Genomic DNA, 13,050 nt, shown 5'->3' on the forward strand with positions numbered 1-13,050 from the left:
TTATAGTTTTTCAATTACTTTAATCATCTTTCTTGTAATTTCGATTGTTCCGTCCAAATCAGACATTTTACCTTTGACCTCAACACTATGTTTGAATTTTGGCTCTGAATCATTTGTATCACTTTTTACTTTAAATCCAAGGACTATGCTTTCATCCTTATTTTCATTTCTATTAAAAATCTCTTTAACATCATCCCAATTAATGGTTTTTAATTCCTCTACAGAATCAACCGAATAAACCAGTGAAATAATTTTACTTTCTTTTAATGTAGTTGTAGGAGCTTCACTTTGTGAAAAAAGTAAACCACTAATAAGTAAAAACAGAATTGTACTAATTTTTTTCATTTTTATATTTTTTTCGTTCAACACTACAAATATGGTTTACTCTAACATCATTTTGAGTTAATGAGTGTTAACGAGTGTTAACCGGTATTTTTATTCAACATTAGATTATATCTTTGGAATATGAACACGAAAAAACATCGTTGGATTTTATACTTAATCAGTATTACCATTGTTGCTACTATTGCTATTCAGTTTTATTGGAATTATAAGAACTACCAAGAAAACAAACAACGAGTTGTAAATGAAATTCAGCAAAGTTTAGATGATGCTATTGAAATTTATTATACAGATTTAACTAAGAAAAAGTTTTTTACTTTTTCCTCTTCAGATAGTTTACCAAAAAAAACAAATGCTTGGAGTTCTATTTTTTCTAGTTTAAATAACAACAAAGATTCCTCTGACCATAAATCAAAAGTCAATATAACTTCGTTGAGTTTTAGCACCGATAGTAATCAGGAATTTAAAGAAATGGATTCTATTTTTACTCAACAAATTACCAATGGTATAAAAAAGCATCACAAAAAAATAGACTCTTCAAAACTTGAATTTAAAGTCAAGCAGATAACTCACTCTAATACAAATGAAAAGTCGAATTTTCATTTTAATTCTCCTACCGATATTGAAGAAGTCAAAGTTTTTAATTTTAATGATGATAAAGTTACTGACAGCTTAAGATTAATTAAAGGGCTACAAACCATTCTTATTTCTGTTCAAGACAATTCTTTAAATCATAATAAATTAGATTCACTTATAAAGAAACAACTTTTCACAAAGGGAATTTCTACTCCATTTTATATCAATCATTTTAAACATGATACACTTTTTTATTCATCAAAAAAGGAAAATTCGCCTGTTCTTGCTTTAAAAAGGAATGCTAAATCTACTTATATAAAAAGTGAAGAAAAACTATCATTGCAATATGAAAACCCTACTTATGTTACCTTAAAGAGAAGCTCAACTGGTATTTTACTATCGCTATTATTGGCGTTAGCTGTAATCTCTAGTTTATTTTATTTACTAAAAATCATCAATCAACAAAAAGAATTGGCTGAGATAAAAAACGACCTAATTAGCAATATTACACATGAATTTAAAACTCCTATAACAACGGTTTCAACTGCATTAGAAGCTATTAATAATTTCAATGCTATAGATGATAAAGAAAAAACGAAAAAATACCTCGCTATCTCATCTGTTCAAGTTGAAAAACTACATTTAATGGTTGAAAAACTATTAGAAACAGCAACTCTTGACAGTGAAAAACTACTTCTAAAAAAAGAGTCCATCAATTTAGTGGAGCTGATAGAAAATAATGTTAAAAAACATCAGTTCACCAATTCAGAAAAAACAATTCAATTTTCTACAAATAAGCCTCAAATTATTACCAATGTAGATTCTTTTCATTTTGAAAATGCTATTTCAAACCTACTCGACAATGCCATTAAATATGGAGGAGAGATTATCGAAGTATACATCAATCAAGTATTAAACACTATTGAAATTACAGTAGCTGATAATGGTAAAGGGATTGACAAACATCAACAAGAAAAAATATTTGACAAGTTTTACCGTATTCCAAAAGGAAATACTCACGATGTAAAAGGTTTTGGAATTGGTTTGTACTACACAAAAAAGATTATTGAAAAACATGGAGGCTCAATTTTAGCAACCTCAAAACCCAACAATACGCTGTTTAAAATTGTTTTGAATTATGAATAAAATTATCAAGGTTTTATTAGCCGAAGATGAACCTAGTTTAAGTCAAATTGTTAAAGAAAGTTTAGAAACCAGAAACTTTGAGGTTTTTCATACACTTAATGGTGAAGAGGCTTATGAAGTGTACAAAAGCAACTCGCCCGAAATATTAGTTTTAGATGTAATGATGCCTAAAAAAGATGGTTTCACCTTAGCCAAATAAATCAGACAAGAAAACAAACAGATTCCTATTATTTTTTTAACTGCAAAATCACAAACTAAAGATGTTGTAGAAGGTTTTGAACATGGCGGCAATGACTATTTAAAAAAGCCTTTTTCTATGGAAGAGCTTATTGTTCGCATCCATGCTCTATTAAATAGAATTGAGTTAAAAAAGAACCATAACAACATAAATATAGGTAACTATATTTTCAATTACACTAAACAAACATTAGTACTTAATAATGACATAAAAAATCTCACACATAGAGAGTCTGAACTTCTTTTTCATCTATCCCAAAATAAAAATGAAATTTTAGACAGAACCTTTATTTTAAAAAAGTTATGGGGCGATGATGATTTTTTTAATGCGCGTAGTATGGATGTATTTATTTCTAAATTACGAAAGAAGTTAAAACACGATGAAAACATTCAGATTGTAAACGTAAGAGGCTATGGTTATAAATTGATTTGTTAATCTTGTTTCTTAATTCCTTTTTTTGTTTACTTTTACCTCCCCTGAACTGGCATTGCCAGTAATATTAAAATCATTATTACACAAATAGTTATGCACGTAGCAATTGCCGGAAACATAGGCGCAGGAAAAACCACTTTAACCAAATTATTAGCAAAACACTACAATTGGGAACCTCACTTTGAATCAGTTGATGAAAATCCTTATTTAGATGATTTCTATGGTGAAATGGAGCGTTGGTCTTTTAACTTGCAAGTATACTTTTTAAATAGCCGTTTTCGTCAAGTCTTAGAGCTACGTAAGTCAGGGAAGAAAATAATTCAAGATAGAACTATTTACGAAGACGCTCATATTTTTGCTCCAAACCTACATGCAATGGGGCTTATGACCAATAGAGATTTCAGCAACTATTCTTCGTTATTTGAATTAATGGAAAACTTGGTAACGCCTCCTGATTTATTAATTTATTTACGCGCAGATATTTCTACTTTAGTTGGTCAAATACACAAACGAGGTAGAGAGTATGAAAATTCTATTAGTATTGACTATTTAAGCCGATTAAACGAACGCTACGAAGCTTGGATTAGCCAATATAACAAAGGAAAGCTATTAATTATTGATGTTGATAATTTAGATTTTGTTGACAACCCAGAAGACTTAGGGTATGTTATCGACAGAATAGATGCGCAAATAAACGGATTATTTTAATCCTCTTTTAAATTCACTCAGTAAAATTGCTGTAGCAGTAGCTACATTTAAACTTTCAGTTTGTTGTAAATCACCAAATCTTGGAATGGTTAACGCGTGCTTTACTGTTTGAGCAATTTCAGGTGAAATTCCGTTAGCTTCGTTCCCCATAACTAATACTGCTTTTTCTGGTAATGACGATGTGTATACATTCTCACCATCCATATCTGCAGTAAAAACTGGAAGTTTGCTATTTGATAAAAAATCTTGTAAATCTACATACGAAATATTCACTCGTGTTAAAGACCCCATGGTAGATTGCACTACTTTTTGATTGTAACAATCAACTGTGTTTTTTGAACAAACTAATTCAGTAACTCCAAACCAATCACATAAACGAATAATAGTTCCTAAATTCCCAGGATCGTTAACTCCATCTAGAGCAACCATAAACTTATCTTGGTTGATTTCTTTTTCCTTCGGAACTTTAAATAATCCTAAAACTTTATTCGGACTTTTTAACGTGCTTACTTTTTTTAATTCGCTTTCAGAGATTAATGTTATCTCATATTTTTTTGAAGCTTCAAAAGATTCATCTACAGAAAATATGTGCTCAACTTCTAGTGAAGATGCTAACAACTCATTTACCACTTTCACCCCTTCTGCAACAAATAATCCATGCTTTTGTCTATACTTTTTTTGTTGTAAACTAGTTATTAACTTTATGTTGTTTTTAGATAAGCTCATTAAATTATTTTTAACACTCTAAAACCACTAAAAAATAGTATTTTTGATTCTTAATACGAGGCGTAAAGTTAATGAAAAAACTTTTTTTCTTCTTTTTATTAGTAGTCTTATTCAGTTCGTGTAGCACGATTAAATATGTTAAAGAAAATGAATTGTTACTGGCAAAAAACACCGTGTATATTGACAGTGTAAAAAGTTCAAGCGAAAACATTTCTGAATTACTAATGCAACGTCCTAATGCTAAGGCTTTAGGAATGCCTTTATCGTTACATTTTTACAACCTTGGAAATCCTGAAGCTCCAAAGACACCCAGTGAATGGGGAAAAAAACATCAAAAAACTTATAATTTTATTAGTGATCTTTTTTCTGAAAAGCAAAGTATTTCGGTTGCTAAAACTTTTATCGGGTTCAATAATTGGTTTTTAACTAGTGGACAAGCCCCTGTTATTATAGACGATAAAAAAACTGCAAGAACAGTAGATAACTTAAAAACGTACTATCAAACTGAAGGGCATTTTAGAGCTAAAGTATTTTCAAAAAAAGATACTATTGGGAAGAGAAAAGGAGAAATAAGCTACCATATTACCAAAGGAAACCCCTCGCTTATAGACACTATTAAAACTATTATCACTTCTCCTGTTTTAGATTCTCTATATCAATCGACTAAAAATAAAAGTTACTTAAAGTCAGGAGATCAATATAAAGATAACAACTTTATAAAAGAAGCTAATCGGTTGGTAAAACTTTTTAGAAACAAAGGTATTTATCATTTTAATGAAAATTACATTTCCTTTGAAATTGACACTTTAAAAAACTATGAAAAGTCAAATGTAGATGTAGAAATTTCAGAAAGATCAATTCCTTTTCAAGTTCAAAAAATCAAAAAAGTTAATGTTTATACAGATTTCGCTTATAATAGACGTAATGCTAGACACAGAGATACTACAAACTATGAAGGAATTAATTTTTATGCGCTACGCAAATTAAAATACAACCCTAAGTATTTATCTCAATCTATCTTTATAAAACCAAACAATGTTTACAGTGATTCTCTCAGAAATTTAACACGTTTACATTTAAGGGGTTTAAAAAATTTCAAAGCTACTTCTATTAGATATGATGAGTTGAACGAAAACGAACTAGAAGCCAACATTTTTTTAACCCCTATTGAAAAATACACCTTAGGATTTGAATCTGAACTATCCCGTTCTAATATTCGTAATTTTGATGTCTCTTTAAAATTCTCTTTAACCAACAGGAATACTTTTAAAGGTGCAGAAATCTTTAAATTTTCAACCTTTGGTTCCTATTTTAATTCAAACAATGGTCCTGGTTGGGAAATAGGTTCTGACATTTCGTTAGAAGTTCCTCGTTTTATGGCTCCTTTCGGTTTACATAAACTAGTTCCTAAAAAAATGTTTCCTAGAACCAAATTCTATTCAGGTATAGGTATTCAAAAAAACATTGGTTTAGACAAACAAAATATTTCCGTTGGAATAGATTACAGATGGGATTATGACGCTAAAAAATCTATTCAACTAGAAATATTAAACACACAATACATTAGAAACTTAAATGTAGATAATTACTTTTCTATCTACAATTCTGAATATCTAAAACTAGATGAAGTAGCTGCTATTTTTGACCCTTCATACACTTTACCTGAAAACACCGCAACTAATTTTAATCTAATTGTAGGGTTTATGAGAAATGTGCTTACAGACACTTCTTTTGCGGGTTCTAATCCTACCGAATATCAAAATGTACTCAATATTGCAAATCGATTCAATATTATTACCTCTGATTTCTTGATTCCTGAAATAGCTTATGGGTATACGTATAACAACCAAGAAAGTGTTAAAGACGCTAGCTTTTCATTTCTAAAAATTAGAATTGCTAACTCTGGAAACTTTATGGGGCTTTTATCTAAAAATAAAAATAATTTAGATCAAAAAACAGTATTTAAAATTCCAATAGCACAATATTTTAAAACTGATATTGAATATAAAAAATACTGGGACTTAGGTGATAATAATGTACTTGCTCATAGGACTTTTCTTGGAGCTATTTTTACTTACGACAATTCTGACATTCCTTTTTCTCGTAGTTATTTTGCTGGAGGTTCTAATGATATACGAGCTTGGAGAACCTATGATTTAGGTCCTGGTACTAGAACTCCTTTATTAGAATACAATATAGGTAGTTTAAAATTTTTAACCAGTTTCGAATATCGATTTAATGTTTTTGGCTCGCTTAAATCAGCTTTATTTGTTGATGCTGGAAATATTTGGGATATCACCAACTCAAGTTTTGTTGATGATCCTTCTAAATTTAAAGGAATTAAATCAATAAAAGATATGGCTGTAGGTGCTGGTTTCGGGCTTCGATATGATTTCAAATTTTTAATTGCCCGATTAGATTTAGGCTTTAAAGCACACGAACCTTACCTAGCTGGTAATAGATGGTTTAGAAACTTTAATTTCACTAACTCAGTACTAAATATCGGTATCAACTACCCTTTTTAATAAACTACTTTCTATCAAAAATTTATCGCAACTTATAAAAAAAGTGTAGATTTGTTCCCTAATTTTGTAACACACAACTAATAAAAAACAAAAGATGATTAAACCTGGGGTTGCCACCGGAAAAGAAGTTCAAGCAATTTTTGAATTAGCTAAGCAAAAAAACTTTGCTCTACCAGCTGTTAATGTTGTAGGTTCTAATACTATTAATACTGTTTTAGAAACAGCTAAAGAACTTAACTCACCTGTAATTATCCAGTTCTCTAACGGAGGTGCTCAATTTAATGCAGGTAAAGGCTTATCAAACGAAAATGAAAAAGCTGCTATTGCAGGCGCAGTAGCAGGTGCTAAACATATACATTTATTAGCAGAAGCTTACGGGGTTCCTGTTATTTTACATACCGATCATGCTGCTAAAAAATTATTACCTTGGATTGATGGTTTATTAGATGCTAGTGAGCAATTTTATAAAGAAACAGGAAAACCTTTATATAGTTCTCACATGATTGATTTAAGTGAAGAACCTTTAGAAGAAAATATTGAAATTTGTAAAGAATACCTTGCTCGCATGAGTAAAATGGGAATGACTTTAGAAATTGAATTAGGAATTACTGGAGGTGAAGAAGATGGTGTTGATAATTCTGATGTAGATGTTTCTAAACTATATACTCAACCAGAAGAAGTAGCTTATGCTTACGAAGAATTAATGAAAGTAAGCCCTCAGTTTACTATCGCTGCTGCTTTTGGTAACGTACACGGTGTTTACAAACCAGGAAACGTAAAATTAACTCCGAAAATTTTAAAGAACTCTCAAGAGTATATTTCAGAAAAGTACAATGTACCTCACAATACAATCGACTTTGTATTCCATGGAGGGTCAGGTTCTACTTTAGAAGAAATTCGTGAAGCTATTGGCTATGGAGTTATTAAAATGAATATCGATACTGATTTACAATATGCATTCACCGAAGGTGTTCGTGATTATATGAAAGAAAAATCTGCATATTTGCAGTCTCAAATAGGTAACCCTGAAGGAGATGATGTTCCTAACAAAAAACATTACGATCCTCGTAAATGGTTACGCGAAGGAGAACAAACTTTTAAAGCTAGATTAAAGAAAGCTTTTGAAGATTTAAATAATGTAAACACATTATAAAATTCTTTGAAAAAGAAAAACCAAACAACTAAAGATTAAAAAACTAAATTATGGCTTGGTTTAAACGTACAGACAAAGGGATTCAAACCCCAACAGAAGAAAAGAAAGACACACCGAAAGGCTTGTGGTATAAAACCCCAAGCGGAAAGATAATTGACACCGATGAACTTAAAAGAAACCTATATGTTAGTCCAGAAGATGGATACCATGTACGTGTAGGAAGTAAAGAATATTTTGAAATATTTTTTGATGACAATAAGTTCACAGAAATAGCACCAAAATTATCGGCTAAAGATCCCTTAAAATTCGAGGACACTAAAAAGTATCCTGAAAAATTAAAAGCGGCTCAAAAGAAAACAGGTTTAAAAGACGCTGCACGAGCTGCCGTTGGTAAATCAAATGGGAAAGATTTAGTAATTGCAGCTATGGACTTCTCTTTTATCGGTGGTTCAATGGGTAGTGTTGTAGGTGAAAAAATAGCTCGTGCTATTGATCATTCACTTGAACATAAAATTCCTTTCTTAATGATTTCTAAATCAGGAGGAGCACGTATGCAAGAAGCATTAATTTCTTTAATGCAATTAGCAAAAACTTCAGTAAAGCTAGCTCAGTTAGCAGAAGCTAAAATTCCATACATTTCATTATGTACCGATCCTACTACAGGGGGAACAACAGCTTCTTTTGCAATGTTAGGAGACATTAATATTGCTGAACCAAATGCTTTAATTGGATTTGCAGGACCTCGTGTAGTAAAAGATACTACAGGTAAAGATTTACCTGAAGGCTTCCAACGTTCAGAATTTTTATTAGAACACGGTTTCTTAGATGCTATCTACGAAAGAAAAGACTTAAAAAAACAGGTGAATTTATATTTAGATTTAATACAAAACCAACCTGTAAGAGCATAACAAAAGGGCTAGCAATTGCTAGCCCTTTTGCTTTCTATCATTTTCAATATACATGAATAGTTCTCATTTAAAAAATAATCGTACATTTGCAACTTCAATGTAATAGCATTGAGTACATAATAATCATTTAAACAATATTGGCATGTATTTAACAAAAGAAGTTAAAGAACAAATCTTCGCAAAACACGGTAAGGGAGCAAATGATACTGGTACTGCTGAAGGACAAATCGCGTTATTTACGCACAGAATTAATCACTTAACTGAGCACTTAAAAAGAAATCGTAAAGATTTTAACACTGAGCGTTCATTAGTTAAAATGGTAGGTAAGCGTAGAAGCTTGTTAGATTATCTAAAGAAAAAAGATATCAACAGATACCGTGCGATTATTAAAGAATTAGGAATTAGAAAATAATTCTACAAAAAAAGAGGCTCTATAAACGTGCCTCTTTTTTATTTTACAACAAAAAGTATTTCTGACTAACAACCAGAAATTTATATATAAAAAGTTCAAAATTATTAACAACAATTTTGATTTTTCCATTGGAACAACAACAACAACACAACAACAAACAAAAACGAATTAAAAATTTAGACGAATTAATTTATGATTCCAAAAGTATTTAACCAAGTTATAGAACTTGGAGATGGAAGAACCATCACATTAGAAACAGGAAAATTAGCAAAACAAGCAGATGGTTCTGTTGTTGTAAGAATGGGAGATACAATGTTATTAGCTACAGTTGTATCAGCAAGAACTGCAAATCCAGGTATAGACTTTTTACCATTAACGGTAGATTACCGTGAAAAATTTGCTGCCGCAGGTCGTTACCCTGGTGGATTTATGAAACGTGAAGCACGTCCTTCTAACGAAGAAATTTTAACCATGCGTTTGGTTGACCGTGTTTTACGTCCATTATTCCCAAAAGATTATCACGCAGAAACTCAGGTAATGATTCAATTAATGTCTCATGACGAAAATGTAATGCCTGATGCTTTAGCTGGTTTAGCAGCATCTGCAGCAATTCAGTTATCAGACATTCCTTTTGAAGCACCAATTTCTGAAGTACGTGTTGCACGTATTAACGGTGAGTTTATCATTAACCCGAGCGCTACTCAATTAGCAGAAGCTGACATCGACTTAATGGTTGGAGCTTCTAATGACTTCGTTGCCATGGTTGAAGGTGAAATGGACGAAGTTTCTGAAGAAGAAATGGCAGAAGCAATCCGCATAGCACACGAAGCTATTAAAGTACAGTGTGATGCTCAAGTAGCATTAGCAGAAGCTTTTGGTAAAAAAGAAACTCGTGAATACGAAGGAGAGGCTGAAAACGAAGAGTTAGCAGCTAAAATTCATGAAGCAGCTTACCAAAAATGTTATGACATTGCTAAAAAAGGAACTTCTAAACAAGAAAGAGGATTAGCTTTTTCTGAAGTAAAAGATGAAGTTATCGCAATGTTTACCGAAGAAGAATTAGAAGAGTATGGTGATTTAGTAGGAAAGTATTTTGGTAAAGCACACAAAGCAGCGGTTAGAGACTTAACTTTAAACGAAGGTTTACGTTTAGACGGTCGTACAACTACTGATATTAGACCAATTTGGTGTGAGGTTGATTATTTACCAAGAACTCATGGTTCATCAATCTTTACACGTGGTGAAACTCAAGCGTTAGCTACTGTTACTTTAGGTACTTCTAGAGATGCTAACATGGTAGATTCTCCTACATTACAAGGTGAAGAAAAATTCTATTTACACTATAACTTCCCTCCATTTTCAACTGGTGAAGCGCGTCCTTTAAGAGGAACTTCTCGTCGTGAAATAGGACACGGAAACTTAGCTCAAAGAGCCTTAAAAGGAATGATTCCTGCAGATTGTCCTTACACAGTACGTGTAGTTTCTGAAGTATTAGAATCTAACGGTTCTTCTTCTATGGCAACTGTTTGTTCTGGTACTATGGCATTAATGGATGCTGGAGTTCAAATGAAAAAACCAGTTTCAGGTATCGCAATGGGATTAATCTCTGATGGTGATCGTTATGCTGTTTTATCTGATATTTTAGGTGATGAAGATCACTTAGGAGATATGGACTTTAAAGTAACTGGTACCGCTGATGGTATTACTGCTTGTCAAATGGATATTAAGATTAAAGGATTATCTTACGAAATCTTAGTTAAAGCATTAAAACAAGCTCGTGATGGTCGTTTACATATTTTAGAGAAATTAACTGACACAATTGCTACTCCAAATGCAGATGTGAAGCCTCATGCTCCTAAAATGGTAAATAGAGTTATTCCTAACGACTTAATCGGTGCGTTTATCGGACCACAAGGAAAACACATTCAAGAGTTACAAAAAGAAACAGAAACTACTATTGTAATTAATGAAGATCCTGTTACTGAAGAAGGAATCGTTGAAATTTTAGGTACTAACCAAGAAGGAATTGATAAAGTACTTGCTCGTATCGACTCTATGATGTTTAAACCTGAAAAAGGTTCTATTTACGAAGTAAAAGTTATAAAAATATTAGATTTTGGTGCTGTTGTTGAATATACTGAAGCTCCAGGAAATGAAGTATTATTACACGTTAGTGAGCTTGCTTGGGAACGTACAAACAATGTAACTGATGTAGTAAACATTGGCGATATTATTGATGTAAAATACTTTGGAATTGATCCTAAAACTCGTAAGGAAAAAGTATCTCGTAAAGCGATATTACCAAAACCTGAAGGTTATGTAGCTAGACCACCTAGAGACAATAATAAAGATAACAGAGGAGGTCGCGACAATCGCAACCGCGATAATCGTCGTGATGACAGAAGACCTAGAGAAGAGAAAAAAGAATCATAATATTCTTTTCTATATAAAAACAAAAAGGTAACCAAATTGGTTACCTTTTTGTTTTATTACATTTTTAAATTTTACAATAAAAAAAAGGCTACCATAATAACAGTAGCCTTTTAACTTAGAGTTGTTCTAGATCATTCCCCAATAATCATATAAAAATCTTACTCTATAAAGAAATCCACTACTAAAACAGTTCAATATAAAAACACCCTACCTTTTTTTAAAAAAAATATTTAAATAAAAAGCCATTTTTTTAGCACTTCTTATTTAAGTTTTATTTTTCTTTGCATTCTACTCATGAAAATACAACGAATCACATATATTTCTATAGGAACCAATCAAGGAGACAAGCTTGCAAACATTCAACAAGCAATTAATTTAATTGCTGATAAAGTAGGAGCAGTTTTAAAAGTAGCTTCAGTATACGAAACAGCTTCTTGGGGTTTTAACAGTAATAATTTTTATAATACTTGTATAAAAGTTTCAACGTATTTACCACCTGAGCAATTAATTTTAAGACTCCTTTCTATTGAAAAAGAATTAGGGAGAACTCGAAAAGATACTAACGAATATTCAGATAGATTAATCGATTTAGATATTCTATTATTTGATGATGAAATCATCTTTTCAAAGACTTTAATTGTTCCGCACCCTAGAATGTTAGAGCGTAAATTCGCTTTAGTTCCTTTGGTTGAAATTGCTCGTAATGTTATTCATCCAATAGAAAAAAAACATTTATATATCTGTTTAGAAAATTGTTCTGACACTTCGGAAATCACAAAGTTAGATGTGAAACTTGAACGACCAATTCCTATTACTGAAAAGTATAATTACATTGCTATTGAGGGAAATATTGGTGCAGGAAAAACATCTTTAGCAAATATGATGTCTGACGAATTTAACGCTAAAATCGTACTAGAACGTTTTGCTGATAATCCGTTTTTACCAAAGTTTTATAACGACAATGAACGTTTTGCTTTTCCTTTAGAAATGAGTTTTTTAGCGGATCGCTATCAACAATTATCAGATGATTTAGCGCAATTTGATTTGTTTAAAAACTTTATTGTTTCTGATTATTATATTTTTAAATCGCTCATTTTTGCACAGGTTACTTTACATAGTGACGAGTATAAATTGTACAGAAAAATGTTTGATTTAATGTACAAGGAAATTACTAAACCTGATTTATACGTTTATTTATATCAAAACACAGAGCGTTTATTAGAAAACATAAAGAAACGTGGTCGTGATTACGAACAAAATATAGAAGCAAGTTACTTACAGAAAATTCATGACGGCTATAGTAACTTTATCAAAACACAACCTGATTTAAATATTTTAATTATTGATGTTTCTGAACTGGATTTTGTAAATAATCTTGATGATTATGAAACCATCATTAATAAAATAAAAAATCACAACGCATAAAAAAAGCAGCTTTAAAAGCTGCTTTT

General features: G+C 31.3%; 10 protein-coding genes and 1 pseudogene. 9 read left to right on the forward strand and 2 right to left on the reverse strand.

All coding sequences use genetic code 11. The features are described from left to right. Positions 1 to 345, reverse strand: a complete 345-nt coding sequence (locus tag ACKTSU_RS11775) for a hypothetical protein (protein WP_408036581.1) — start codon at positions 343 to 345, stop codon at positions 1 to 3. Between the two features lie 120 nt (positions 346 to 465). Here ACKTSU_RS11775 and ACKTSU_RS11780 point away from each other — a divergent pair, with 120 nt between their 5' ends. From ACKTSU_RS11780 to ACKTSU_RS11790, 3 genes and pseudogenes are all read left to right on the forward strand, one after another. Then, positions 466 to 2,064 (forward strand): sensor histidine kinase, encoded by a 1,599-nt coding sequence (locus ACKTSU_RS11780; RefSeq protein WP_408036582.1) that lies wholly within the window; start codon positions 466 to 468, stop codon positions 2,062 to 2,064. Next, positions 2,057 to 2,737, forward strand: a pseudogene (locus tag ACKTSU_RS11785) (response regulator transcription factor). The gene ACKTSU_RS11780 and the pseudogene ACKTSU_RS11785 overlap by 8 nt, the downstream one beginning before the upstream one ends. 90 nt (positions 2,738 to 2,827) lie before the next feature. After that, entirely contained in the window at positions 2,828 to 3,442 is a 615-nt protein-coding gene (locus tag ACKTSU_RS11790) for a deoxynucleoside kinase (protein WP_274635240.1), read from the forward strand. On the opposite strand, the gene ACKTSU_RS11795 is transcribed toward ACKTSU_RS11790, so the two are convergent. Further along, on the reverse strand, positions 3,434 to 4,168 hold the full coding sequence (locus ACKTSU_RS11795; protein WP_408036583.1) for a TrmH family RNA methyltransferase: 735 nt from the start codon (positions 4,166 to 4,168) through the stop codon (positions 3,434 to 3,436). The genes ACKTSU_RS11790 and ACKTSU_RS11795 overlap by 9 nt on opposite strands. A gap of 71 nt (positions 4,169 to 4,239) precedes the next feature. Here ACKTSU_RS11795 and tamL point away from each other — a divergent pair, with 71 nt between their 5' ends. The 6 genes from tamL to folK all read left to right on the forward strand — a co-directional run bounded on the left by tamL (position 4,240) and on the right by folK (position 13,024). Continuing rightward, complete coding sequence (gene tamL, locus ACKTSU_RS11800; RefSeq protein ID WP_408036584.1) at positions 4,240 to 6,693, forward strand: translocation and assembly module lipoprotein TamL; 2,454 nt, start codon at positions 4,240 to 4,242, stop codon at positions 6,691 to 6,693. A 94-nt stretch (positions 6,694 to 6,787) separates the two neighbouring features. After that, the gene (gene fbaA, locus ACKTSU_RS11805; RefSeq protein WP_408036585.1) at positions 6,788 to 7,846 is read left to right on the forward strand and encodes a class II fructose-bisphosphate aldolase; all 1,059 of its coding nucleotides are present in this window, start codon (positions 6,788 to 6,790) and stop codon (positions 7,844 to 7,846) included. A 50-nt stretch (positions 7,847 to 7,896) separates the two neighbouring features. Next, on the forward strand, positions 7,897 to 8,754 hold the full coding sequence (gene accD / locus ACKTSU_RS11810; protein WP_408036586.1) for an acetyl-CoA carboxylase, carboxyltransferase subunit beta: 858 nt from the start codon (positions 7,897 to 7,899) through the stop codon (positions 8,752 to 8,754). Between the two features lie 142 nt (positions 8,755 to 8,896). Then, a complete protein-coding gene (gene rpsO / locus ACKTSU_RS11815; protein ID WP_274635235.1) occupies positions 8,897 to 9,166 on the forward strand; it encodes a 30S ribosomal protein S15 in 270 nt (89 codons plus the stop codon). 192 nt (positions 9,167 to 9,358) lie between these two features. After that, the gene (locus ACKTSU_RS11820) at positions 9,359 to 11,599 is read left to right on the forward strand and encodes a polyribonucleotide nucleotidyltransferase (protein WP_408036587.1); all 2,241 of its coding nucleotides are present in this window, start codon (positions 9,359 to 9,361) and stop codon (positions 11,597 to 11,599) included. Between the two features lie 294 nt (positions 11,600 to 11,893). Further along, positions 11,894 to 13,024 (forward strand): 2-amino-4-hydroxy-6-hydroxymethyldihydropteridine diphosphokinase, encoded by a 1,131-nt coding sequence (gene folK / locus ACKTSU_RS11825; protein WP_408036589.1) that lies wholly within the window; start codon positions 11,894 to 11,896, stop codon positions 13,022 to 13,024. The last annotated feature ends 26 nt before the right edge of the window (positions 13,025 to 13,050 follow it).

Source organism: Tenacibaculum aestuarii, assembly GCF_964510395.1.
Lineage (GTDB): Bacteria > Bacteroidota > Bacteroidia > Flavobacteriales > Flavobacteriaceae > Polaribacter > Polaribacter aestuarii.

Bases quoted from the DNA above. Each gene is read 5' to 3' on its own strand.
- ACKTSU_RS11775 (WP_408036581.1), bottom strand. From the start codon at position 345: ATGAAAAAAATTAGTACAATTCTGTTTTTACTTATTAGTGGTTTACTT.
- ACKTSU_RS11780 (WP_408036582.1), top strand. From the start codon at position 466: ATGAACACGAAAAAACATCGTTGGATTTTATACTTAATCAGTATTACC.
- ACKTSU_RS11790 (WP_274635240.1), top strand. From the start codon at position 2,828: ATGCACGTAGCAATTGCCGGAAACATAGGCGCAGGAAAAACCACTTTA.
- ACKTSU_RS11795 (WP_408036583.1), bottom strand. From the start codon at position 4,168: ATGAGCTTATCTAAAAACAACATAAAGTTAATAACTAGTTTACAACAA.
- tamL (WP_408036584.1), top strand. From the start codon at position 4,240: ATGAAAAAACTTTTTTTCTTCTTTTTATTAGTAGTCTTATTCAGTTCG.
- fbaA (WP_408036585.1), top strand. From the start codon at position 6,788: ATGATTAAACCTGGGGTTGCCACCGGAAAAGAAGTTCAAGCAATTTTT.
- accD (WP_408036586.1), top strand. From the start codon at position 7,897: ATGGCTTGGTTTAAACGTACAGACAAAGGGATTCAAACCCCAACAGAA.
- rpsO (WP_274635235.1), top strand. From the start codon at position 8,897: ATGTATTTAACAAAAGAAGTTAAAGAACAAATCTTCGCAAAACACGGT.
- ACKTSU_RS11820 (WP_408036587.1), top strand. From the start codon at position 9,359: ATGATTCCAAAAGTATTTAACCAAGTTATAGAACTTGGAGATGGAAGA.
- folK (WP_408036589.1), top strand. From the start codon at position 11,894: ATGAAAATACAACGAATCACATATATTTCTATAGGAACCAATCAAGGA.